Source organism: Pedococcus sp. P2_E5 (assembly GCF_056403895.1).
Genome location: NZ_JBFUEP010000030.1, coordinates 71,956 through 95,334, shown reverse-complemented (window position 1 = coordinate 95,334; position 23,379 = coordinate 71,956). Strand labels below are relative to the sequence as shown.

The window sequence follows — 23,379 nt, the reverse complement described above, 5'->3', positions numbered from 1 at the left end:
GGCGCTCAGGAGCCAGTTGGCTTTCGCGAGGCCCCCGTCGGACGCGCATCGGCGGGAATATTCGGCCGGCATTCGGGATCGTTGGGGTTGTGTTCGCGGGATCCTCGTCGCACGATGCAAGGGCGACCGCCCATGTGCGCCCCAGCCATGGGCAGGGTCCACGGGGTGGTGGGGTCGAGGGCGCGCCGCGCAGGCTGATTCCACGACCCTAGGAGTGCCATGCGCATCACACGGATCGCCGCGTTGACCGCAGCGATCACCATCGCAGTACTGACGCCGGGGCTGGCACAGGCGGCCCCGATCACGCCCGGTGGATCCACCGAGGTCACCGTCGGCAGCAATGACAACCTGTTCTCCCAGAACAAGCAGAACGAGCCGGGCATTGCCGTCAACCCCGTCAACCCGTCGATCCTGGCGGCCGGCGCGAACGACAACATCGACCTGGAGGCATGCAACGCAGGTGACGACCGCACCTGTCCCTTCACCCCGGGTGTGGGGGTCTCCGGCATCCAGTTCTCCACCGACTCGGGGCGCACCTGGACCCAGCCGACCTACACCGGCTATTCGGCACGGGTCGCGCCGAGCTGTCTCGGGGCACCCGACACCGCTGCAGGCACGCCGCCACCCGGCGACACGGGGTGTGTCCCCTCGGCGAATGGCCCGATCGGGACCTTGCCCGGCTACGTCGAGCTGGGCCTTGTCTCCAATGGCGACCCCGAGCTGGTCTTCGGCCCGAGGCCCTCGTCGAACGGCTCCTTCTCGTGGGCCAACGGTCAGCGCCTCTACTACGCCAACATCGCCACGCCGTTCCCGGGCGCAGCGCCCTTCGGTGGGGACGCCGCCATCGCCGTTTCGCGGACCGACAACATCGCGGGCGCAATCGCCGGTCAGAACTCGGCCTGGATGGCCCCGGTCATCGTGACGAAGCAGAACAACGCCCTCTTCAGCGACAAGGAGCAGATCTGGGCCGACAACGCCGAGTCGAGTCCCCACTTCGGCAACGTGTACGTCTGCAACGTCGGCTTCCGGGGCACCGCAGGCTCGGAGCCCGTTCTCTTCGCCCGGTCGACCGACGGTGGAGCGACGTGGCGTACCCGGCAACTGACAGCGGCGACAAACAACGGACAGACCGGAGGCCGACAGGGCTGCGGCGTCCGGACGGACAGCCACGGGGTGGTGTTCGTGGTGTGGGCCGGTACCGACATCAACACCCGGGGCGACGTCTTCTTCCAGGCACGCTCCTTCGACGGTGGCGTCAACTTCGAACGCCCACGCGTCGTGGCTCGGGTCGCCGGTCTTGGACAGTTCGACCCCGTGCAGGGTCGGTTCACCATCGACGGGATCGCCGGAGCTCGGACCAGCAACTTCCCGAGCGTCGACATCGCGAACGGGTCTCCGTCCGGGCAGGACGCCACGGACCAGATCGTGCTCAACTGGGCTGACAGTCGTGCTGGACTGAACCAGGAGAAGGCGTTCGTGAGCACCTCGACGAATGGTGGCGAGTCCTACAGCACACCGCAGGCAGTCAGCGACGCAGGGGATCGGGCCAACTTCCCGGCCATCGCGATCTCCCCTGACGGCACTGATGTGTGGCTGGTCTACAACGCGTGGCTCGACCCGTGGCGCAGCGACACGACTTCCGCGCGACGTGTGCTCGGGGTGGTCAGGCACGCTGAGGTCAGCGCCAGCACCGGCGTGATCTCCGGCTGGACCACGCTGCTCCGCGGGCCGATCGGCGATGGTCGCGCCTCCAGCGCCAACGGACTGACCTCGGAGTTCCTGGGCGACTACAACTACGTCGTGGCCACGCGGGACTTCGCCGCGGGTGTCTGGAATGACATGCGGGACGGCGCTGTCTGCCCGGCGATGAATGCCTACCGGCAAGCCTTCTTCGAGGACGTGACCGGTGGCGCGACTGCACCGATCGTCGGCGACGAGAAGGAAGACCAGGAACAGGCAGCCGAGCTCCCCGCCAGCCACTCGACCGACTTGCGGCCCGGCCCGAACAACCAGTGCCCGCCGCACTTCGGCAACTCCAGCATCTATGGAGGCAGCTTCAGCGACGACAGCTGACCACCCCGATCCGGTGCCTTGCGTGGTGCCGTTCGCGATTACTTCGGGCGGCACCACGTACGAGGACGGTGGGCCCCGTGGGACTCGAACCCACAACCTACGGATTAAAAGTCCGCAGCTCTAACCATTGAGCTAGAGGCCCTGGCTGCCTGTTGGCGAGCCGCAGGTCAGCGTAGCCAACGCCGAGCGAGTGTCCCCACTCTGTTCAACCCTCTGGGGACGACGATCAACGGCTCTGGCGTTCAACGGCTCTCGGCCAGACAGGTCTCGTGGGAGATGGACCGCGGACAGCCGCGCCAGTCCGAGCCGATCACCCCGCCGAGCGCGACCATCGCCACGAGGCTGATCACGACGGCATACCCGGCGGTGCGCAGGCTCCGCAGGAGCGCTGCACGCACGAGCAGCGCGGCGAGCAGGCAGCCAGCGGCCAGCAGGATCGACAGGCGGGTTCCCGCTGGGTCCGTCGACCGCCCGAAGCCTCCGCCCGAGCACCCGGAGATCCCGCACATCCCGAGCCACGCCATGAACCCGAAGAACGCGAAACCCGCCACCCCTGCGGCAATCACGAGTGCCGACACGACGGTGCCGGCCACACGACCAGCTCGGGGGCTCGGCAGCTCGGGGGGCACCCGCCCACTGTGTCCTATCCGGCCCAGGCATCGGGGGATCCTGACACGAACCCCACCCGTGCATCGTGCGCAGCCCGGAACCCCCTCGCCCCGCGAGCCGTTGGCCCGACATGAGCACCCTCACCTGTCCCAAGTGTGGTTCCGACATGCGCAGCTACGAGCGCAACCGGGTCCACGTCGACCAGTGCACGGGTTGTGGCGGCCTGTTCCTCGACCGCGGGGAGCTCGAGGCCCTCGTCGCCGCGGAGAACGCGTGGCACCAGCCACCCGCGGCCGCAGCACCGACCCCGCAGCCGCCCGTCCCGCAGCCCCCGCAGCAGCAGGGTGCGTGGCAGCAGCAGCCGGCCCAGGGCTACCAGGCGCCCTACCGCTCGACGTCGAAGGCGCCCTACGGCGGGCAGCACGGCTACGGCCAGCACCGCAAGAAGTCGTTCCTCAGCGAGCTCTTCGACTGAGCGCGGCACGCTCCTGCACCCTCGCCGCCGGAACCGCAGTCAGGTGGCACCCGGTCGTTCGCGCGGCCACGGTCAGGCGCACCTGAGACACTGGGCGCGATGAAAAACGAGCCCAGCGGCCGACCCGGTCCGCGCCGCCCCGCCTTCTTCGGCCCCACGGCGATGGAGGCGCAGGGCGGCACGGTCCCCGATCCCGCGCAGGTCACCGAGATCGCCCACGAGACGGCGGCGGTCCTGGTGGGCACCGGTCGCGCCAACGACGACCCCGCCCTCACGGCGCGCCTGGTCGCCCTTGTCGACGAGCTCGGGCTGGTCACCGTCGCCGAGCTCTGGGCTGACCGCCCCGCGCGGAGCCTGCCGGGTGCCCTCTGGCGGCTCTACGCGTTGCGCGAGTGGGTGCAGCGCAGCCCCGGTGAGGCCAGTGCCGACTACGCCGCCGGGATCCGCTTCACCGACGTCAACCATGCCGTGGCCGGCGTCGCCGAGCCGCCCGGCCCCGCCGAGCTCCGCGAGCTCAGCGACGCGATCCTGCGCGGAGTCTTCGCGGGCGACTTCGCCGTTGCGCTGCAACGGGCTGCGGCGTTCTGTCGCGTCGTGGCCGCGGGCCGCGCCGACCGCGCCGACACGACCGACGCCCAGGACCGCGAGGCCGCCGCGCAGCAGACCCGCCGGGCCGCGTCGATGCTCTCGACAGCCGAGGATCTCGAGGCCGGGGCCCGCCTGTGGCGTGCCGGCGAACTCACCTGAACGGCCCCTTGCGTCGCGGTAAACACGCCGCAGGTGGAACAACTCCCGAGGGTCCGGGGTTACAGTCGGACGTGCGTCGGGCCGCGGTAGCCCCGGGTCCCAACTGAAGCCGCTACGAGCGGCCGCGCGCCGTGAGGCGCTCCCGGCCCGACGCACAAATGTTCACCTCCCGGCCACCTCTGCCGGCCGCTCCACAAGCCTTGGTATGCCGCGTGCGCGCCCCGTCGCTCAGCTGTCCTGGGGCCGCGGTCCGGCACCCGGGCAGACGCCCTGGTGGACCCGTGAGTCCTCGCGCGAGACGCGACGCGAACGGCGACCCGGGCCGCTCCAGCCGCACACGCGGCATACGGCATGGCTGAACGAACCCCGGTCCTCGACATCGCGAGGTTCGACCGGAGGGGCACCGCCGACATCGGGGGACATGGCACCCATCATCAGGCATAGCCGGATGGGACTAGTCGTGATGGTGTCCGGTATGGCCCATCTGGGTGGTTCCGGGGCATCGCGGGTCAAGAGATAGCAAACTAGGTGCGCCGTTCGGCCTTGCCTCGGTTAGCGTTTCATCCATGACCAAGGAACCGCGCGCCGGTGCTGACCTGACCGACGACGCGCTTCAGGACGAGATCGAGCTGGTGGGCGACCTGGTCGTCGCCGCGACTGCCAGCGACGAGCCACTCACCGAGGACGAGATCGACAAGGCCCTCGGGATCGAGCGCGGGCACCCGACGTCGTCCGAGGACACGCCGAGCGCCGCGCACCGGGTCTGGAAGCGGCAGAACGCCTGATCGCTGGCGCGGCACCCGCTGCCTGCCCGCGATCGGATGCGCCCAGTTGCGCTTTCTCGTGCCCTTGCCCGTAGCATCGTCCACGGCCATCCCCCCTTGCGTGACCGGAGAGAACCGTGGGCTTTCGCCTCACCCCCCAGGAGAACAGTTTTTACGATCTGTTCGCCAAGTCCGCTTCCTACCTCGTGCTCGGCTCGCGTGAGCTGACGACGCTGCTCGGAGTTCCACACGCCGAGCGCGAAGCCGTCGCGACGAAGATGCGGGAGATCGAGCACGCCGCTGACGAGGCGACCCACGAGATCATCCGCAAGGTGAACAGCTCGTTCATCACGCCGTTCGACCGTGAGGACATCCACGGTCTCGCGTCCACGCTGGACGACTGCATGGACATGATGGACGCTGCCGTAGACCTGATCGTCCTCTACCGCATCGGCGACCTCCYGGCCGGCGTCTCCGACCAGGTCGAGGTCCTCTCCCGGATGTCGGAGCTGACGGCCGACGCGATGCCGCGTTTGCGCTCGATGAAGGACCTCTCCGGCTACTGGATCGAGATCAACCGCCTCGAGAACCAGGCCGACCAGATCTACCGCCGTCTGCTCGCGGGTCTGTTCAACGGCGACTTCGGTGCCGACACCCTCACGATCATGAAGCTCAAGGAGGTCGTCGAGGAGCTCGAGGCCGCCGCTGACGCGTTCGAGAAGGTGGCTCACAAGGTCGAGAGCATCGCGGTCAAGGAGTCCTGAGCCTCCCCATGGACTGGCTTCCGATCGGAATCGTCATCGCCCTGGCGATGGGCTTCAACTACACCAACGGTTTTCACGATGCGGCCAACGCGATCGCGACCTCGGTCTCCACGCGCGCACTGACGCCACGCGTTGCGCTGCTCATGGCCGCGGTGGCCAACCTCTTCGGTGCGTTCTTCGGCAAGAAGATCGCGGACACCGTCGGCAAGGGCATCATCGAGGCGCCCTCGGGCAACCCCGGTCTGGTGATCTGTGCGGCCGCCCTGATCGGGGCCATCGGGTGGAACCTGCTGACCTGGTGGTACGGCCTGCCGTCGTCCTCGTCCCACGCGCTCATCGGCGGCCTGGGTGGCGCCGCGCTGGCTGCCGGCGCCGACGTCAAGTGGACCGGCATCTTCCACAAGGTCATCATCCCGATGATCGCCTCGCCCCTCGTGGGCATCCTGCTCGGCTACGTCGTCATGACCACGATCATGTGGCTGTTCCGCCGAGCCCACCCGGGTCGAGTCTCGCGGGGCTTCCGGTACGCGCAGACCGCATCCGCCGCGGCGATGGCCTTCGGCCACGGCCTGCAGGACGCGTCCAAGACCGCCGGTGTCGTCGTCCTCGCGTTGACCGTGGGTGGCCACTACGACGGCAAGGGCATTCCACTCTGGGTGCTGCTCATGAGCGCCATCGTGATCTCCCTCGGCACGTATGCCGGTGGGTGGCGCATCATGCGTACCCTCGGCCGCCGGATCATCCACCTCGACCCCCCGCAGGGTTTCGCCGCGGAGACGACAGCTGCCTCGATCCTCTACGTCGCGGGCATGGCGTTCGGCGCCCCGATCTCGACGACCCACACGATCACCTCGGCGATCATGGGCGTCGGTGCGACCAAGCGGCTGTCTGCCGTGCGGTGGGGTGTGGCCGGCAACATCGTCGGCGCGTGGGTCCTGACCTTCCCGGGCGCCGGGCTCGTGGCCGCCGTCAGCTGCCTCCTGATCAACCTCTTCGTCTGACCCGCCGCCGCTTTATCGCACTTCTGGCCACTGGCTTTCCCGCACTTCTGGCCACTGGTGCCGGGTGCGAGCCGGGTGTGACGGGTCTGGTGCCGCACAGGTGGCCAGAAGTCGGGGGAGTCCCGCACTTCGGGCCACTGGTGCCGGGTGTGAGCCGGGTGTGACGGGTCTGGTGCCGCACAGGTGGCCAGAAGTCGGGGGCTGGGGGCGGGGTCCAACAGCGGGTAGGCCGTTCGCGGCGGCGGCTGTCCACAGGCTCGGGCACTCGGCATACGCCATCCACAGCCTGAGCCGCGCCCGTCGTCAGGTGCGCCGTGACCGGTCAGCATCTCGACCATGCGAACCACGAATCCCAGATGCTGGGCCGACCTTCCGCAGCCGTTCCTGTGGAAGGAGGCCCAAGCGGCGGGCCTGAGCCACGCGGCCCTGTCGGGTGCCGTGAGAAGGCGTGAGGTGATCAAGATCGCTCCGTCGTTGTATGCCGTGCGCGAACCCTGGCTCCAGCTCGACCCGACCCAGCTGCACGTTGCCCTCGCACGGGCGGCGCAGGCGTCGATCCCCGAGTCCGTCGTGAGCCACGTCAGCGCCGCGCTTGCCCACGGTCTCCCCACACCACAGGGACCCGTGGGCAAGGTGACACTCACGGCGCGGGAGTCGTCGCGGACCAGCTATCCCGACGACTGGCGCCGGGTGCTGCAGGCGAAGCTGCCCGCGGAGCACGTCTCCAAGAACGACGGAGTCGTGATGACCACGCCCGCCAGGACGGTGGTGGACTCGTTCAGGCAGAGTCGCTTTCGTGATGCACTGGCGATCGCCGACGCGGCAGTCCGAGGAGAGCTGGTCGAGGTGGACGAGTTACGGGCGATGCGGGCATTCCAGTCGCGCTGGCCGGGCATCCGCCTCGCGGAGGAAGGGCTCGCGCTCGTGGATGGACGCAGGGAGAGCTGGCTCGAGTCGGCGTCGGTGGCTGTGGCTCATCGACGCGGATACTCGGTCCCGGACAGCCAGATCCGCATCCACGACATGGACGGCGTCTTCGTTGGAAGGGTCGACCACCTGTGGCGACGAGCCGGGGTGATCGGCGAGGCCGACGGTCGCGGCAAGTACCTCGGGGACTTCGACGGGGATGACGCGACGGCGGAGCAGATCGCCGAGATCGTCCTGGCCGAACGTGATCGCGAGCGTGGCCTGGAGTCCCTGGGCTTCGCCGTCGCCCGATGGGGTACCGCTGATCTGCGTGACTACGGAGAGGGCATGTGTCGAGCGCTGGCGGCTGCCCAGCGTCGAGCTCGCCCTGAGTCGATCAGGTGCCTATGGCGCAGCAACGACGACGATCCCCTGCAGCCGTGGATCTGGCCTCCGGCCGAGTCGTCAGCCATGTACCCAGCGGCCTGACGGGCGATCCCGCCCGACTTCTGGCCGCTGGTGTGGCACCGGGGCCCGGGTCTGGCGACTCTGTGAGGCATGAGTGGCCAGAAGTCGGGGAGAGGTGGTGGCCGGACTGGGGGCGGGGCGACGAACTGGGGGTGGGCGAGGAGCTGGGGTCAGCCGAAACGGCCGCTGATGTAGTCCTCGGTGGCCTTGACACCCGGGTTGTTGAAGATCTTCTGGGTGTCGGCGACCTCGACCAGCTTGCCGGGCTTGCCGGTCGCCGCGAGGTTGAAGAAGGCCGTCTGGTCGGAGACCCGCGCCGCCTGCTGCATGTTGTGGGTGACGATCACGATCGTGTACTTGCTCTTGAGCTCCGAGATCAGGTCCTCGATGGCCAGCGTCGAGATGGGATCGAGCGCCGAGCAGGGTTCGTCCATCAGCAGCACCTGGGGCTCGACCGCGATCGCCCGGGCGATGCACAGCCGCTGCTGCTGGCCACCGGACAACCCCGCGCCGGGCTTGGCCAGCCGGTCCTTGACCTCGGTCCAGAGGTTGGCCCCGTTCAGCGACTTCTCGACCACCTCGTCGAGCTTGGCCTTCCCGCGGACGCCGTTGAGCCGCAGCCCGGCCGCGACGTTGTCGTAGATCGACATCGTGGGGAACGGGTTCGGCCGCTGGAACACCATTCCGACCGTCCGACGCACCGCCACCGGGTCCACGCCCGACGCGTACAGGTCCTGGTCGTCGAGCATGACCTTGCCCTCGACCCGACCGCCGGGGATCACCTCGTGCATCCGGTTCAGGGTGCGCAGGAAGGTCGACTTCCCGCAGCCGGACGGCCCGATGAACGCGGTCACCGAGCGTGGTTCCACCGTCATCGTGACGCCTTCGACGGCCTTGAACGCGCCGTAGTAGACGTTCAGGTCACTGACGTCGATTCGCTTGGCCATGGTCTGTTCTTTCGTCCTTCGGATCGAGTATGCCGGGTGGCCGGCACGGTCGCGGAGCGGAGTTTCGGGTGGCTTACTTCTTGACGGAGCCGAGGCGGGCGATGACACGCCCGGCAAGGTTGAGGAGCAGGATCAGCAGGATGAGCGTCAGCGCGGCAGCCCAGACGCGGTCGACCGCGGGCTGCAGGCTCTCGGTCCGGTCCTGGTTGATCATCGTGGGGAGCGTCGGCATCAGGCCGCCGAACAGGTCGGTGGCGATCGACTTCGAGTACGGCCCGAGGATCAGCAGCGGTGCGGTCTCACCCATGACGCGGGCCAGCCCCAGCAGGACGCCAGTGATGATGCCGGAGAACGCGGTCGGCAGGACGACCCGCACGATGGTCTTCCACTTGGGCACCCCCAGGGCGTACGCCGCCTCACGGAGCTCGTTCGGCACCAGCTTGAGCATCTCCTCGGTGGAGCGCACGACCACCGGCACCATCAGCAGCACGAGCGCGAGACACACCGCGAAGCCGACCCGCTGGAAGCCGAACGTCGTCACCCAGAGCGCATAGACGAACAGGCCGGCGACGATCGAGGGCACACCGGTGAGGATGTCGACCATGAAGGACACGGCCTTCGCGAGCCGGCCGCGGCCGTACTCCACGAGGTAGATCGCGGTCATCACCCCGATCGGCACCGAGATGGCGGCGGTCGTCAGGCCCTGGATGAGGGTGCCCTGGATGGCGTGGACCGCGCCGCCACCCTCGCGGCGAGCAGTGATGCCCTTCTGCGAGTTCGTCCACCACTGCGCGTCGAGGAGCAGGTGTGCGCCCTTGCTGACGACGGTCCACAGGATCCACAGCAGGGGTACGAGGGCGAGCAGGAACGCGCCCCACATCACGACCCGCGCCAGCTGGTCCCTGATCTCGCGTCCTCTGGCCGGGTGGCCCAGAGCTGGGATCGTGGAGCCGTTGGAGGCCTGGTCGGGGCGCACGGTGTCGACGGTGCTCATTCGATGAACGCCTTCCTGCGCTCGATCACGATGCGGGCGATCGCGTTGACGATGAAGGTCAGCACGAACAGCACCAGCCCGGCCGCGATGAACGCGCCGGTCTTGGCGGGGGAGTCGAACTCCCCGGCGTTGTTGGCGATGCGCGACGCGAAGGTCTCGCCACCGTTGAACAGGGACCAGGTCCAGCCGGTCCCGGCGGCCAGCGTCGAGAGGATGATCGTGACGGCGATGGTCTCGCCGAGCGCGCGGCCGAGAGCCAGCATGGCGGCCGAGATGACTCCGGCCTTGCCGAACGGCAGCACCGCGACGCGGATCATCTCCCACTTGGTCGCGCCGAGGGCGAGCGCGCCCTCGGTGTGGGTGACGGGCGTCTGCGCGAACACCTCGCGCGACAGCGCCGTGACGATCGGGAGCACCATGATCGCCAGGACGATGCCGACGAACAGGATCGTGCTCCCGCCGCTGATGCCCGCGTCGGAGAAGAGGGGGAACCAGCCCAAGGTGTCCTTGAGGAAGTTCTGGACCGGCTCGAACACCGGGCCGAACGTCTTCAGGCCCCAGATGCCGTAGACGATCGAAGGCACCGCTGCGAGCAGGTCCACGAGGTTGGCCGCCGGGCGCGAGAGCCACGTCGGCGCGTACTGCGTGATGAACAGCGCCACCGCCACCCCGACCGGGACCGCGATGACCATGCCGATGGTGGAGACGGCGATGGTGGTCCACAGCAGCTCGACGATCCCGAACCGCAGGTCCGATCCGTTGTCGACCGACCACTCTCGCGAGGTGAGGAAGTTGACCTTGTCGTCGGCGATCGCCGGGATGGCATGCCAGAGCAGGAAGGCCCCGACCAGCGACACGAGGCCGATGACGAAGATCCCGGCACCCTTGGCCGCGCCGCCGAACAGGCGGTCGCCGAGCCGTCCGGTGCCGGCGCCATCGCCGCTCAGGGTGTGTCGGCCGTCGGGTCCGGGCAGCTCGTCAGCGATCGAAACGCCGGTTACGGAGCTCACGTTGCGCCTCTCGGTGCGTGTGGTCGTGGTGCGTGCGGTCGTGGTGGTGCGTGCTTCGTGCCAGTCATCAGACCAGATGTCGATGCATCCATCAGAACGGGTATGCCGGGGAGCTGGCAACCAGCCAGCCCCCCGGCATACCGGTGGGTCAGGACAGCGCCGCGATAGCGGCGTCGACCTTGGTGCGGACCTCGTCGGGGAGCGGCGCGTAGCCGATCTCCTCGAGGGACTTCTGGGTGTCAGCGGAGGCGAAGTGCGTCAGGAAGGCCTTGGTGAGGGCCGTCTTGGCGGCATCCTTGCCCTTGGAGCAGACGATCTCATAGGTCACCAGCAGGATCGGGTAGGCCCCGGCCTCCTTGGTGGCGTAGTCCAGCTTGAGGCGCAGGTCGTTGCCCTCGCCGTCGGCCTTCGCAGCGGAGACTGCCTTGCCAACGGACGCGCCGCTGAGCTCGACCGGGCCGGCACCGTTGTCGATCTGGGCGATGCCCAGGTTGTTGTCCTTGGCGTAGGACCACTCGGCGTACGTGATGCCACCCTCGGTGGCCTTGACGGCACCGGCGACACCCGCGGACTTCTCCTTGCCCTCACCCTTGCCGAGCCACTTCTTGCCGGGCTCGGTGGTCCAGGCAGCCGGGGCGGCGGCCTTGAGGTACTTGGTGAAGTTCTCGGTCGTGCCCGACTCGTCGGAGCGGAAGAAGACCTTGATCGGCTCGCTCGGCAGGGTCACGCCGGCGTTGAGCTTGGCGATCGACGCGTCGTTCCACGTCGTGACCTTGCCGCTGAAGATGTTGGCCGCGACCTCGGGAGTCAGGACGAGCTTGTCGACGCCCTTGACGTTGTAGGAGACCGCGATGGGACCGGTCACCATCGGCAGGTTCCAGGCGGGGGAGCCACAGAACTTCGCCGCGGCGTCGGCCTCGATGACCCCGTCCTTCTCGACCTTCTTGAGCGCGGAGTCGGAGCCGGCGAAGTCGACCTGGCCGGCGATGAACTGCTTGATGCCCGCACCGGAACCGGTCGGGTTGTAGTTGATGGTGGTGCCGGCGCACTCGTCCTGGAAGGACGAGATGGCCTCTTCGATGGCGTTCTTCTGTGCCGAGGAGCCCTCGCCGTTCAGGGTGCCGCTCTTGGGGCAGGCATCGGCGGCGGAGCTGGAGCTCGTGCTCGACGAACCGCCGGCGCCGCCGGCGTTGTCGTCGGAGCCGCACGCGGTCAGCGCGATCGAGCCGACCAGGGCGACGCTGGCCACGAGGCCAAGACGCTGAATCTTCACGGTGTTCAAACCTTTCCACAGGGGAAAATCAGGGGCGGGCATTCGTACCCGACGCCCCGAAGGTAGGCAGGGCGAGTGACGCAGCGGCCCGTGGAGGGTGAACGGACGGTGAACACCAGTCAGACATTCGAGGTCATCCCACCGACCCCCCGGGATGCAGGGGATGAACGAGAGGTCAGGAGCGCGTCAGGAGCGCCTCGGTGACGGGCCCGGGAGGAGGTCAGGAGTGGGCTCGGGGAGGGGCCAGGAGCGGGCTCGGGAAGGAGTCAGGAGCGGGCGTGGTGTGCCGGGAGATGGCGTTCGACGGCAACCACGCGGGCGCTCGCCCCGGTGCCTACGAGGTGGGCGACGAGGACCTCTCCTTTCGCCATCTTGTCGCGGGCCGCTGCCCGCAGCGCCCCCTCGACCAGGTCGGCCTCCGGCTCGTCGGGAGCCACCTGGGCGAGGAGCAACCCCAGCAGCGCCGGGAGCACCGGTCCGTGGCTGCAGAGCGCGGCCGGGGCGCCTCGCTCCACCAGCCGCTCGAGGTGCCGGACGGCGCGAGCCGGCTCCGCGGCATACCCCTCCTCGCTGAGGCCGTCCTTGGTCCGCATCGATGCTCCGAGCTGCGCCGCGAAGGGGCGCAGGGTGTCGGCGCACCGCACCGAGGGCGAGCTGACCAACCGCTTGACGCCGTATGCCGCGAGCACCGGTGCGATGGCCGCTGCGCGTTCCTGCCCGGCCGCGTCGAGCGGGCGCAGCTGGTCGTCCCTCGCCCACGAGCCGCGGCCCACCGCGTGGGCGTGGCGCACCAGGGCCAGCGGCCACGTCGTCAGGGTCCCCACGTTGTCGGCCCGCACGACCGCACGCAGCTGGTCACGGTCGCGGGCGTAGTCGAGGCGGTCCGAGGCGGTGACGACATCGAGCCAGCGCACCTCGTCGATCTCGTTCTGCAACGGCCCGGCGGGACTGGTGGCCTCGGCGGCCCAGTAGCGGACCTCCTTGGTGGCGGGCTGACCCGTCGCGTCCAGCACGGTGTACTCCGCGCCGGGCAGGGGCCGACCCAGCCCGACGGCCAGGGAGGTCTCCTCGAGCGTCTCGCGGACGGCGGCGACCGGCCACTCCTCGCCCGGGTCGAGCTTGCCCTTGGCCCACGACCAGTCGTCGTACTTCGGTCGGTGCACCAGCGCGACCTCGAGCTGACCGCGTCGGCGGCGCCACGGGATGGTGCCCGCCGCCGGGATCGGGGCCGTCAACGCCGACGGGCCTTGCGGCGGCGCTTGGCGTGCATCTCGATCATGGCGCTCTGCAGGTCGGCCAGTGGCTCGCCGTCCTCGTCGAAGTTGACCCGCGTCCACCGGCCGTCGCCGGTCAGCTTCCAGTGGGCGTAGGTGTCGCTCATGCCGCGAGCCATCAGCGACTGGAGGTCGGCGATGTGCTTGGGGTCGGCCAGGCGCACGAGGGCCTCGACCCTGCGGTCGAGGTTGCGGTGCATCATGTCGGCGCTGCCGATGTAGACCTCGGGCTCACCCCCACCGCCGAACAGGAACACCCGTGAGTGCTCGAGGAAGCGCCCGAGGACGGAGTGCACCGTGATGGTCTCCGAGAGCCCCGGCACGCCGGGGCGCAGCGAGCAGATGCCGCGCACCCAGATGTCGACGTCCACCCCGGCCTGCGAGGCGCGGTAGAGCGCGTCGATGAGCTGCTCGTCGACGATCGAGTTGAGCTTGAGCTGGACCAGCCCGCCTCGCCCGGCCTCGGCGTGGTCGATCTCGGCGTCGATGCGTTCGAGCAGCCCCGACCGGACGGACCTCGGTGCCACCAGCAGCCGCTTGAACTTGCTGCGGGGTGCGAAGCCGGAGAGCTGGTTGAACAGGCGGGCCAGGTCGTCGCCCACCTGCGGGTCGGAGGTCAGCAGGCCGAAGTCCTCGTAGAGGCGGGCGGTCTTGCCGTTGTAGTTGCCGGTGCCGATGTGGCAGTAGCGCCGCAGGCTCCCGTCCTGCTCCTGGCGTACCACCATGCAGAGCTTCGCGTGGGTCTTGAGCCCGACCATGCCGTAGACGACGTGGACGCCGGCGTGCTCGAGCTTGCGGGCCCAGGAGATGTTGTTCTTCTCGTCGAAGCGCGCCTTGATCTCGACGATGGCCAGCACCTGCTTGCCGGACTCGGCGGCGTCGATGAGGGCGTCGATGATGGGGGAGTCGCCGCTGGTGCGATAGAGGGTCTGCTTGATGGCGAGCACGTTCGGGTCGTTCGCCGCCTGCTCGATGAAGGCCTGGACCGAGGTCGAGAACGAGTCATAGGGGTGCTGCAGCAGCACGTCCTTGTCGCGGACGATCGGCAGGATCTCCGACGGCTTGGAGCTCTCGGCGGGGGCGAGGTCGGGGTGCATCTGCCCACGGAACGGCGGGTAGCGAAGGTCGGACCGCTCGAGGTCCGCGACGAGGTTGAGCCCGCGCAGGTCGAGGGGAGCGGGCAGCCGGTAGACCTCGTTGTCGGTGACACTGAGCTCGCGCACCAGCATGTCGAGCACGTGGTCGTCGATGGTCTCGTCCACCTCGAGCCGGACCGGCGGACCGAACCGGCGACGGGTCAGCTCCTTCTCCAGGGCGGTGAGGAGGTTCTCGGCGTCGTCCTCCTCGACCTCGAGGTCCTCGTTGCGCGTGACGCGGAAGGTGAAGTGCTCCCGCACCTCCATGCCGGGGAAGAGCATGTCGAGGTGCGCGGCGATGACGTCCTCGAGCGGCACGAACCGGGTCCTGAACAGGTCAGACGTCGACGGCTCGCCGGCCTCGGGCTCGATGTGGAGCAGCCGCGGCAGCAGTGGCGGCACCTTGACGCGGGCGAAGTGCTCCTTGCCCGTCTTGGGGTTGATGAGCACCACCGCGAGGTTCAGCGACAGTCCCGAGATGTAGGGGAAGGGGTGGGCCGGGTCGACCGCCAACGGGGTCAGCACAGGGAAGACGCGCTCGGTGAACAGGGTCGAGTGCAGCGTCCGCTCGGTCTCGCTCAGCTCGTCCCACCGGACGATCGAGATGCCCTCCTCCTCGAGGGCGGGCTGCACCTTGTCCTTGTAGACGAGGGTCTGCATCGCCTGCAGCTCGTGCGCGACGAGCGAGATCTGCTCGAGGACCTCACGCGGCTCGAGACCGGAGGCGGAGCGCACGGCCAGGCCCGTGGCGATGCGTCGCTTGAGCCCGGCGACCCGGACCATGAAGAACTCGTCGAGGTTCGAGGTGAAGATCGCGAGGAAGCGCGCGCGCTCCAGCAACGGCACCGCCTCGTCGGCGGCCAGCTGCAGGACGCGCTCGTTGAACTGCAGCCACGAGATCTCGCGGTCGAGGAACCGGTCGGCCGGCAGGCCGCTGTCGTCCTGGCCCCCGGCGGCGTGGACGACCCGCATGAAGCGCCCGTTGGACGCCCGCGGCTGCGCACTCGCGATCGACACCTCGTGGCCGGCCTCGTCGCCGTCGAAGATCTCGGGTTCGTCCGTGGGACGGGTCGTCACACTCATGGCGTCATCCTGACAGTGCCGGGTGAACGCGTCGGCTGAACAGCGCGCGAATACATCACGTCGACCATGATGCTGCGAAATCCCAGCCCCGTGTAGGTGCGTATCGCCGCGTGGTTGTCGCCGTCGACGTAGAGGACGACTTCGGGGAGTCCTAGCCCGGCGAGGTGGGCCAGCCCCAGCGCCGTGACCGGCCGCCCCAGCCCTCGTCCCTGGTATGCCGGGTGCACCCCGACCACGTACACCTCACCTGCCGGTCGGGCCGGGTCCACGGACGAGCGCTCGTCCGGATCGACCTTGGTCCAGTGGAAGGCTGCGACCGCCCCTGCGGATGGGTCCCTCGTGGTGTCGTCGGCCTCGACGAGGATGAAGCCGGCCGGGTCGAACCACGGCAGGGCCATCCGCTCGCGGAGGTCGGCCAGCGTCAGGCGTCCCTGTTCCGGGTGGTGGGCGAAGGCCGCCGCGTTGGTCGCCAGCCAGTCCTGCTCGTCGCGGCCGGGCTCGAAGGACCGTGCCGTGAAACCCGGCGGCAGGGCGCTCGCCGCCGGGTCGAGGTCTGCCTCGGTGAGCGGTCGGGCCATCTTGTGCAGCTCGCGGACGGCCGTCAGCCCGGCGCTGGCAGCAAGGGCGCGGGCGGCCGGCAGCTGGCCGTGGGCCCACAGCCGGGCCTCGGGGGCCGCCTCCAGGGCCGCGTCCACCAGGGCCCGGCCGATTCCCTGTCGCCGGAACTCGGGGTCGACCACCAGCTCGCCGGAGGCCTCGGCCGCTGTGGCGCCGCCACCTGTGGCGTCGGCCCCACTGGCGTCGCCCCCTGTGGCGGACTCGAGCTGGGCGTACCCCGCGAGCTGCTGCCCGGCATACCCGAGCAGGTGGCGGACCCGGCCGCCCGGGGAGGCGAGGGACAACAGCGACTGTTCCGACAGCGGAGCGACGCCGTCGGCCGCGGTGGCGCGTATCTGCAGGTCACGCACCTCGTCGGCTTCGCCCGACGTCAAGGTGTCGGTGGGGCGGACAGGAGATATCGGCACGGAAAGCATTGCACCATGCATCTTCCCTAACCGCGGATCCGCGGTTAGCGTGCACAGGTCCGGCTACCGCCGGTTTCTCCTCCCGCACAAGGACGCACAATGACCTCATCCCGCACCCGACGCCTATCCAGCGTCGTGGCCGTGGCCGCCCTCGCGGCCACCGGTGCGGCCTTCACGGGAGGCAGCACGTCCGCTGCTCCCAACGGGCCGACCATCGACATCCAGCTGCTGTCGTTCAACGACTTCCACGGCAACCTCGAGCCCCCGTCGGGTTCGGGTGGCCGGATCATCACGTCGGACACCTACAACGAGACGTCGAGCACCAACCCGAACACGGGGGTGACCACCTACGCGGTGACGCCGACGACGGTGAACGCCGGTGGAGTCGAGTACCTCGCGGGACACCTCAAGGCCCTGCGTCAGGGACACCCCTACACCGCGACCGTGGCAGCGGGCGACATCGTGGGCGCGTCCCCCCTCCTGTCGGCCGCGTTCCACGACGAGCCGAGCATCGAGGCCATGAACAGCCTCGGGCTCGACGTCACGGCCGTGGGCAACCACGAGTTCGACGAGGGCTACAAGGAGCTTCAGCGCCTGGCCAACGGTGGCTGCCTCGATGACGGCGCCGGTGCCGCCAACCAGGACTCCTGCCCCGGCGGCAAGGGCTTCGCGGGGGCGGACTTCCCGATCCTCGCGGCCAACGTCCGCTACAAGGCGACCGGCGAGACGATCCTGCCGGCCACCTGGGTCAAGAACTTCAAGGGAGCCAAGATCGGCTTCATCGGCATGACGCTCAAGGACACGCCGAACATCGTGACCGCGTCCGGCATCGAAGGTCTGGAGTTCACCGACGAGGTGGACACCGCGAACGCGTTGGTGCCCCAGCTCGAGGCGGAGGGGGTCAAGGCGATCGTCGTCCTCATCCACCAGGGCGGCGTCCCGCTGCGGACCGCGACCTACCCCGGCGGGCCCCACACCAACCCGGCCAGCGGCCTGGAGAACAAGTTCGACTCGGCCTGCCCGACGGGCACCAGCACGGGGCTGAACCCCAACACCAGCGCGAGCCCGATCATCCCGATCGCGAAGGCGCTGTCGCCGCAGATCGACATGATCGTCAGCGGCCACACCCACACGCCGTACGTCTGCAGCATCCCCGACCCGGCAGGGCAGCCGCGCCTCGTGACGTCCGCGTCCTCGTTCGGCCGCCTCGTGACCGAGACGACGCTGACCTTCGACCGTCGCACCCAGGACATCGTGCGCAGCTCGGTGGCGGGCAGCAACGTCATCGTCACCCGTGACCCGGCCCTCAAGGACGCGGCCGAGACCAAGATCATCGCCGACTACAAGACCCTCATCGCCCCGATCGCGAGCAAGGTCCTGGGCACCATCAGCACCGACATCACCACGTCTGCCAGCTCCGCTGGCGAGTCGAAGCTCGGAGACCTCATCGCCGACGCCCAGCTGGCCGACCCGTCGACCATCACCGGCGGCCAGCCTCCGGTCATCGCCTTCATGAACCCGGGCGGCATCCGCACCAACCTCACCTACGCCAACAAGTCGTGGAACGAGGCGCCCGGTGAGGTGACGTACGACGAGGCCTTCCAGGTGCAGCCGTTCAACAACTACCTCGTGTCGTTGTCGCTCACGGGCGCACAGATCAAGGAGATCCTGCGCGAGCAGTGGGGTGGCGGTGCGACGACCTCGCCCAACACGGTCGCCAGGCCGGTCATCCTGCAGGTGTCGGCGGGCTTCGCCTACAGCTACAGCGACACCCCCGCCGGGCGAGTTCTCGGACCCGTGACCGTCGGTGGTGTCGCGCTCAGTGACACGGCCACCTACCGCGTCGTGACGAACAACTTCGTCGCAGACGGTGGCGACGGCCTCCCCGGCTTCCGGGTCGGCACCGGCAGGTTCTTCGGAGGCCTCGACATCGACGCCTTCGCGAACTACCTGCAGGCGCACTCGCCCTACAGCCCGGTCGCGGACGCCCGGATCACGAAGAACTGAGCACCGGGCACTGACGCGGCAACGCGGCATACCGCACGACGAAGGCGCCCCTCCCGGGAACGGGAGGGGCGCCCTCGTTGGTGGACCTGGAGTGCGGAGCTGGGCTGGTCGCGCGAAGCGTTGCAGCGCAACGGATTTCAGGCGTCGGCGTGCGCGTCTTCGCGGGGGACGTCCTCGGCCGGGACGAAGCGGTAACCGACGTTGCGCACCGTGCCGATGAGCACCTCGTGCTCGGAGCCCAGCTTGGCCCGCAGGCGGCGGATGTGGACGTCCACGGTGCGGGTGCCCCCGTAGTAGTCGTAGCCCCAGACCTCCTGGAGCAGCTGGGCCCGGCTGAAGACACGCCCCGGGTGCTGGGCGAGGTACTTGAGGAGCTCGAACTCCTTGTAGGTCAGGTCGAGCAACCGTCCGCGGACGCGTGCGGAGTAGGTCGCCTCGTCGATCGTGACCTCGCCCGAGGTGATCTGGACGTCCTCGGGTTCCTGCGTGTCCACGAGGCGGCCTGCCGCGAGCCGGAGCCGCGCCTCGACCTCGGCCGGGCCGGCGGACTCCAGCAGGACCTCGTCGACGCCCCACTCGGCCGTGATGCCCGCCAGACCGCCCTCGGTGAGGATGGCGATGAGAGGCACTGACATCCCGGTGGCGCGCAGGACGCGGCACAGTGAGCGCGCCACCGCCAGGTCGCGGCGGGCGTCCAGCAGGACGGCATCGCACGGCGGGGCGTCGACCAGCGCGGTCGGCTCGGCGGGGATGATGCGCACGTGGTGGGTGAGCAGGCCCAGTGCCGGAAGCACCTCGGCGCTGGGGGCCAAGGCGTTCGTCAGCAGCAACAGACGGGCCATGCCTTGAAAGGATACGGGCGAAGGCCCCCCGGCGGGCCTCTGCACACATGGTGAGACCCTTGTCTCACGAGAGAGCTCGCGAGAAGAGTCGCAGGAGAGGAGCGTGGGTATGCCGCGTGACGACGATGCCGGGACGGTCACCGTCGGCTCGGCCGAGGGTGGCACCGCCACGGTCCGCGCTGCCACGGTCCGCGCTGCCACGGTCCGCTACTGGGCCGGCGCCCGGGCTGCGGCCGGCGCCGAGACCGACCTCGTGCGTGACTGCGCCACCGTCGCCGAGGCCGTGGCGGCGGTCGATGCGCTCCACCCGGGACTGGCGGCTGTGACGGCAGTCAGCACGCTGCTCCTCGACGGCCGGGCGGCGCACCGCGACGACCCACTCCCGGACGGCTCGGTGCTGGAGGTACTACCTCCCTTCGCCGGGGGGTGATGCGAGGATGCCCCTTGTGTCCGACGTCCCCGAGCAGGCGCCCAACAACCCTGCCGTCCCGCTGACCCGGCGCGAGCGTCGAGCGCATGCCCAGACCGCCCCGCCCGCCCTACCGCGACGAGCCCTGCTCCCACGACCGCTGTCGATCGCCGCGACCGTGGCCTTTGCCGCGCTGGTGGCACTGACCGGCTACGCGAGCCCGTCGTTCGTCGCGCTCGCGGTGGCGCTGGCCGGGTTGGTGCTGGCCTGGGGCTGGCCGCTGCTGCTCAGCCTGCCGAGCCCGCGAGGCACGAGCGCCGTGTTGGCCATCGGCACGCTGCTCATGACGGGGACCGCCCTGCTGACGCGCCACGACCCGTACCTCGAGTGGATGCCGGCCGCGCTCGCCGTCGCGGTCATCGTCGCCTTCCTGCACCAGCTGATGCGCCGTGACGGCCGCCCGCGCCTGACCGAGTCGGTGGCCGCCACGATCTCGGGACTGGCGATCATCTCGGCGGGCACCGCGCTCGCCCCGATCCCTCACGCCATGGCGGGTGAGTCGGCCCTCGCGGCAGCGATGGCCGGGCTGGGGGTGGGCGCGCTCGCCGATCCCTGCGTCTCGATCGCCCGACTGCGCCAGTGGGCGCTGTTCATCGCCATGCTGCTCGGGGGCGGGGCAGCGGTCATCGTCTCCCTGGTTGCGGGTGACCCGATGCCGGGTCCGGCAGCCCTGCTCGGCCTGCTCGCCGCCGCCATCTCGCACGCGGCGCGCCGGGTGCTCGCCCCGCTGCCGGCGACGGCCATGCCACGGGCCCAGCTCGCCGTGGCTGCCGCGTCCTCCCTGCTCGTCGGCGTGGTCGCCTACGTGGTGGTCCGCTACTTCGTCTCCTGACCCCGCCCGCCAACCCGGCACTTCTGGCCACGGGTGCCGCTTGCCGGGCGCGGATCCGGGGGTTCGTGCCGCACAGGTGGCCAGAAGTCGGGGAGGGGGCACGCGGCATACCGACGCGGTGGCTCGGGGGCCGCACGCCCGGCTGCGGTCAGTAGACGAGGGCCTGGGCTCCCGGCGCGGTGACCTCCTCGACGAACGCCGCCGCGCCCCGGATCACCACACCGGGCACGAGATCGGCCTCGCTGAGGTCACGCCGCGCCGCGCACTGGCCGCACACGGTGACCGTCCCGGCGGCCACCACGGCGTCGCGCAGGTCCGCCAGCGCGGCCGCGTGGGCCAGCTCGACCGTCTCCGCCCGCCCCGGCACGCCCATCCACGAGGCCTCCCCCGTGAGCCACAGGCTGACCCCCACGCCGCTCGCCACCGCGGTGGCGGCGACCGTGAAGGCCTGGTTGAGGCGTTCGAGCGACTCGGTGCCACAGGTGACCTTGATGACGAGCGTGCGCGGGTCTGTCATGGTCCACAGGCTACGATCTGGCGCGTGCACACGTTCTACATCTCCCTGCTCGTCCTCACGGCCGTGGTGATCACCTGGTTCGCGGGGTTCGTCGTCTACCGCCTGGTCAAGACTCCGCGCTGATGCAGTTCACCCTCGACCCCGACCTCCCTCGCGAGCTCGCGCCCCTGGCCTGGCTGATCGGCCGCTGGGAGGGCGCCGGCGTCGTCGGCTACCCCACCATCGAGTCGGCCAACTTCGGGCAGGAGATCGAGGTGACCCACGACGGTCGCCCGTTCCTCGAGTGGCACAGCCGCACCTGGCTGCTCAACGAGGCGGGTGACAAGGTGCGGCCGCTGGCGACCGAGCTGGGCTTCTGGAGGCCCTTCGCCGACGGTGAGGTCGAGTTCCTCCTCACCCACCCGACGGGGATCGTGGAGCTCTACTACGGCAAGGCCGAGCCGGCCAAGATCGAGCTGCGCACCGACGGTGTCCTGCGAAGCCCCCAGGCCAAGGAGTACAACGCCGCCACCCGCCTCTACGGCCTGGTCAACTCCAACCTGATGTGGGCGATGGACATGGCCGCCGTCGGCCAGCCGCTGCAGAGCCATCTGTCCGCCGAGCTCAAGCGCGTCGGCTAGGACTCACCGATGTCATCGACACCAGCGCGGATCCTCACGGTCTGCACCGGCAACATCTGCCGGTCGCCGTTCCTCGAGCGCGCCCTCCAGGCGGAGCTGGACCGATCGTGGGGCCCCGGCGCCGTCGAGGTCTCCAGCGGTGGCACCGGCGCGCTGCCCGGTCACGCGATGGAGAACCAGGCGCGTGCGCTCCTGGAGACCAAGGGGTATGCCGCGGACGGCTTCCTCGCTCGTGACCTCACGCAGTCGATGATCGCCGATGCCGACATCGTGCTCACTGCCACCCGCGCGCACCGCGGCAAGGTGGCCATGCTGCACCCGAAGGCGCTGCGCTACGTCTTCGCCTTCCGGGAGTTCGCCGACCTGGTCTCCGGCCTGGACGAGTCGGCCGTGCGGGTCCCCTCCGACTCGGCCCGCGAGCACATCGCGCGCGTCGTCGCCCTGGCTGCCGGCCAACGCGGGATGCGGGCGCCGCTGAGTGACGCCGCGGCCGACATCGTCGACCCCTATCGACGGCCCGCGCAGGTGTTCGAGGACATGACCGAGCAGATCATGGGTGCGCTGCCCGCGGTGGCCCGAGCGCTGGGGAGGCCGTGATGCCCCGACTGGGTGAACGCGCCGGCATGGTCGGGTTGGCGGCCTTCCTGGTCGTGGACGTGATGCTCGTGGCCTTCGCGATCAGCAGCACGCGTCAGCCGGTGGCCCAAGGTGGCTCGACCATCAACACCGGCGTGGTCACGTCGCCCTCCGTGCCCAAGACCACCACGACCACGAGCGGCACGACCACGACGGGCCCGGCCACGCCCAGTGTCAAGGTCGCCCCACTCACTCAGGGGCTCGTGGCGTTCGACAAGAGGAGCGCCTTCCGCTTCACGACGGGTAGCTGCAAGTCCGGCGGCTCCAAGCTCGAGCTCACCCGCAACGCTGGAGCGAGCTGGGGTCCCCGATCGGTCACCTACGACACCATCGTCCGCGTCCGGGTGCGGCCCGACGGCTCGGCCTTCGTCGTGGGCGCCGACTCCGAGACCGACTGCACGCCGGCCATTCGGCAGGCAGGTGCCCTCGACGCGGACTTCGGGGACTCGGTGGTCGTGAACGACGCGTGGTTCCGCGACCCGAGGGCCGGCGCGTCCATCGGTCTACCCACGGGTGGCTCCGGCAAGCCGTGTGGCTCCACCGCGGTGGTCGACCTTGCGGTCGTCGACAGTGGCGCTGCTGCCCTGTGCTCCGACGGACGGATCAGGGTGAGCGCCTCGGGGGAGCGATGGGACACCTCGGCCACGGTCGAGGGCGCCCTCGCCCTCGCGCTCAACACCAAGGCCCGTGCGTTCGTCGTGGTTCCCGGTGCCGACTCCTGCAACGGGCTCGCGATCGTCGACGCGGCCAAGCCCACCCAGGCTCTCGGCTGCGCAGCCGTGAACCTCACCAAGGTCGAGCCCGGGACGGTCGCGCTGTCGGTGACGTCCGGCTCTGGCTGGCTCAGCGTGGGAGACGCCGTCTACCTCGCGGGTGGCAACCTCGCGACCTGGAAGCAGGGCTGATC

The 23,379-nt window shown here is 69.7% G+C and carries 24 protein-coding genes and 1 tRNA gene; 13 read left to right on the top strand and 12 right to left on the bottom strand.

The features are described 5' to 3' along the window. Positions 1 to 219 precede the first annotated feature (219 nt). Entirely contained in the window at positions 220 to 2,073 is a 1,854-nt protein-coding gene (locus AC1DVZ_RS11960; protein WP_477618418.1) for a hypothetical protein, read from the top strand. 69 nt (positions 2,074 to 2,142) lie between these two features. Here the strand turns inward: AC1DVZ_RS11960 and AC1DVZ_RS11955 are convergent. Further along, positions 2,143 to 2,215 (bottom strand) — tRNA-Lys (locus tag AC1DVZ_RS11955). A gap of 100 nt (positions 2,216 to 2,315) precedes the next feature. After that, positions 2,316 to 2,702 carry a hypothetical protein gene (locus AC1DVZ_RS11950; protein WP_477618417.1) on the bottom strand — a complete coding sequence of 129 codons (387 nt, stop codon included), beginning with the start codon at positions 2,700 to 2,702 and terminating at the stop codon, positions 2,316 to 2,318. A 110-nt stretch (positions 2,703 to 2,812) separates the two neighbouring features. On the opposite strand from AC1DVZ_RS11950, the gene AC1DVZ_RS11945 reads away from it, so the two are divergent. Continuing rightward, positions 2,813 to 3,157, top strand: coding sequence for a TFIIB-type zinc ribbon-containing protein (locus tag AC1DVZ_RS11945; RefSeq protein WP_477618416.1), 345 nt, complete (start codon positions 2,813 to 2,815; stop codon positions 3,155 to 3,157). A gap of 99 nt (positions 3,158 to 3,256) precedes the next feature. After that, entirely contained in the window at positions 3,257 to 3,904 is a 648-nt protein-coding gene (locus AC1DVZ_RS11940; protein WP_477618415.1) for a hypothetical protein, read from the top strand. Positions 3,905 to 4,132: 228 nt separating this feature from the next. Here AC1DVZ_RS11940 and AC1DVZ_RS11935 read toward each other — a convergent pair whose 3' ends face one another. Further along, positions 4,133 to 4,327, bottom strand: coding sequence for a hypothetical protein (locus AC1DVZ_RS11935; RefSeq protein ID WP_477618414.1), 195 nt, complete (start codon positions 4,325 to 4,327; stop codon positions 4,133 to 4,135). Between the two features lie 143 nt (positions 4,328 to 4,470). Between AC1DVZ_RS11935 and AC1DVZ_RS11930 the strand changes: the two genes are divergently transcribed. From AC1DVZ_RS11930 to AC1DVZ_RS11915, 4 genes are all read left to right on the top strand, one after another. Next, positions 4,471 to 4,689, top strand: a complete 219-nt coding sequence (locus tag AC1DVZ_RS11930) for a hypothetical protein (RefSeq protein ID WP_477618413.1) — start codon at positions 4,471 to 4,473, stop codon at positions 4,687 to 4,689. Between the two features lie 116 nt (positions 4,690 to 4,805). Continuing rightward, a complete protein-coding gene (locus tag AC1DVZ_RS11925; protein ID WP_477618412.1) occupies positions 4,806 to 5,432 on the top strand; it encodes a DUF47 domain-containing protein in 627 nt (208 codons plus the stop codon). Positions 5,433 to 5,440: 8 nt separating this feature from the next. Further along, a complete protein-coding gene (locus AC1DVZ_RS11920) occupies positions 5,441 to 6,433 on the top strand; it encodes an inorganic phosphate transporter (protein ID WP_477618411.1) in 993 nt (330 codons plus the stop codon). 453 nt (positions 6,434 to 6,886) lie between these two features. Then, on the top strand, positions 6,887 to 7,828 hold the full coding sequence (locus tag AC1DVZ_RS11915) for a hypothetical protein (protein ID WP_477618410.1): 942 nt from the start codon (positions 6,887 to 6,889) through the stop codon (positions 7,826 to 7,828). Between the two features lie 149 nt (positions 7,829 to 7,977). Here AC1DVZ_RS11915 and pstB read toward each other — a convergent pair whose 3' ends face one another. The 7 genes from pstB to mshD all read right to left on the bottom strand — a co-directional run bounded on the left by pstB (position 7,978) and on the right by mshD (position 16,558). Continuing rightward, positions 7,978 to 8,754: a phosphate ABC transporter ATP-binding protein PstB gene (pstB, locus tag AC1DVZ_RS11910; RefSeq protein ID WP_477618409.1), complete on the bottom strand. Its 777-nt coding sequence runs from the start codon at positions 8,752 to 8,754 to the stop codon at positions 7,978 to 7,980. Between the two features lie 73 nt (positions 8,755 to 8,827). Beyond that, a complete protein-coding gene (gene pstA, locus AC1DVZ_RS11905; RefSeq protein WP_477618408.1) occupies positions 8,828 to 9,748 on the bottom strand; it encodes a phosphate ABC transporter permease PstA in 921 nt (306 codons plus the stop codon). Further along, a complete protein-coding gene (pstC, locus tag AC1DVZ_RS11900; RefSeq protein WP_477618407.1) occupies positions 9,745 to 10,758 on the bottom strand; it encodes a phosphate ABC transporter permease subunit PstC in 1,014 nt (337 codons plus the stop codon). Before pstC ends, pstA begins: the two co-directional genes overlap by 4 nt. 148 nt (positions 10,759 to 10,906) lie before the next feature. Beyond that, a complete protein-coding gene (gene pstS, locus AC1DVZ_RS11895) occupies positions 10,907 to 12,031 on the bottom strand; it encodes a phosphate ABC transporter substrate-binding protein PstS (protein WP_477618406.1) in 1,125 nt (374 codons plus the stop codon). 266 nt (positions 12,032 to 12,297) lie between these two features. Further along, on the bottom strand, positions 12,298 to 13,266 hold the full coding sequence (locus AC1DVZ_RS11890; RefSeq protein WP_477618405.1) for an NUDIX hydrolase: 969 nt from the start codon (positions 13,264 to 13,266) through the stop codon (positions 12,298 to 12,300). Next, on the bottom strand, positions 13,263 to 15,524 hold the full coding sequence (locus AC1DVZ_RS11885; RefSeq protein WP_477618404.1) for an RNA degradosome polyphosphate kinase: 2,262 nt from the start codon (positions 15,522 to 15,524) through the stop codon (positions 13,263 to 13,265). The genes AC1DVZ_RS11890 and AC1DVZ_RS11885 overlap by 4 nt, the downstream gene beginning before the upstream one ends. Beyond that, positions 15,521 to 16,558 (bottom strand): mycothiol synthase, encoded by a 1,038-nt coding sequence (gene mshD / locus AC1DVZ_RS11880; RefSeq protein WP_477618402.1) that lies wholly within the window; start codon positions 16,556 to 16,558, stop codon positions 15,521 to 15,523. Before mshD ends, AC1DVZ_RS11885 begins: the two co-directional genes overlap by 4 nt. Positions 16,559 to 16,648: 90 nt before the next feature. Between mshD and AC1DVZ_RS11875 the strand changes: the two genes are divergently transcribed. Further along, positions 16,649 to 18,556, top strand: a complete 1,908-nt coding sequence (locus AC1DVZ_RS11875; protein ID WP_477618401.1) for a bifunctional metallophosphatase/5'-nucleotidase — start codon at positions 16,649 to 16,651, stop codon at positions 18,554 to 18,556. A 137-nt stretch (positions 18,557 to 18,693) separates the two neighbouring features. Here AC1DVZ_RS11875 and AC1DVZ_RS11870 read toward each other — a convergent pair whose 3' ends face one another. Next, positions 18,694 to 19,398 carry a winged helix-turn-helix transcriptional regulator gene (locus tag AC1DVZ_RS11870; RefSeq protein WP_477618400.1) on the bottom strand — a complete coding sequence of 235 codons (705 nt, stop codon included), beginning with the start codon at positions 19,396 to 19,398 and terminating at the stop codon, positions 18,694 to 18,696. Positions 19,399 to 19,507: 109 nt separating this feature from the next. On the opposite strand from AC1DVZ_RS11870, the gene AC1DVZ_RS11865 reads away from it, so the two are divergent. Both AC1DVZ_RS11865 and AC1DVZ_RS11860 read left to right on the top strand, forming a co-directional pair. Then, a complete protein-coding gene (locus AC1DVZ_RS11865; RefSeq protein ID WP_477618399.1) occupies positions 19,508 to 19,828 on the top strand; it encodes a MoaD/ThiS family protein in 321 nt (106 codons plus the stop codon). Positions 19,829 to 19,844: 16 nt separating this feature from the next. Next, positions 19,845 to 20,699: a hypothetical protein gene (locus tag AC1DVZ_RS11860; protein WP_477618398.1), complete on the top strand. Its 855-nt coding sequence runs from the start codon at positions 19,845 to 19,847 to the stop codon at positions 20,697 to 20,699. A 148-nt stretch (positions 20,700 to 20,847) separates the two neighbouring features. On the opposite strand, the gene AC1DVZ_RS11855 is transcribed toward AC1DVZ_RS11860, so the two are convergent. Continuing rightward, positions 20,848 to 21,216 (bottom strand): DsrE family protein, encoded by a 369-nt coding sequence (locus tag AC1DVZ_RS11855; RefSeq protein ID WP_477618397.1) that lies wholly within the window; start codon positions 21,214 to 21,216, stop codon positions 20,848 to 20,850. 122 nt (positions 21,217 to 21,338) lie between these two features. On the opposite strand from AC1DVZ_RS11855, the gene AC1DVZ_RS11850 reads away from it, so the two are divergent. Genes AC1DVZ_RS11850 through AC1DVZ_RS11840 form a run of 3 tightly spaced genes read left to right on the top strand, consistent with a single transcriptional unit; the run spans position 21,339 to position 23,377 of the window. Next, the gene (locus AC1DVZ_RS11850; protein ID WP_477618396.1) at positions 21,339 to 21,836 is read left to right on the top strand and encodes a heme-binding beta-barrel domain-containing protein; all 498 of its coding nucleotides are present in this window, start codon (positions 21,339 to 21,341) and stop codon (positions 21,834 to 21,836) included. A gap of 9 nt (positions 21,837 to 21,845) precedes the next feature. Next, the gene (locus AC1DVZ_RS11845; protein WP_477618395.1) at positions 21,846 to 22,433 is read left to right on the top strand and encodes an arsenate reductase/protein-tyrosine-phosphatase family protein; all 588 of its coding nucleotides are present in this window, start codon (positions 21,846 to 21,848) and stop codon (positions 22,431 to 22,433) included. Beyond that, on the top strand, positions 22,433 to 23,377 hold the full coding sequence (locus AC1DVZ_RS11840) for a hypothetical protein (RefSeq protein ID WP_477618394.1): 945 nt from the start codon (positions 22,433 to 22,435) through the stop codon (positions 23,375 to 23,377). The genes AC1DVZ_RS11845 and AC1DVZ_RS11840 overlap by 1 nt, the downstream gene beginning before the upstream one ends. Positions 23,378 to 23,379 lie beyond the last annotated feature (2 nt).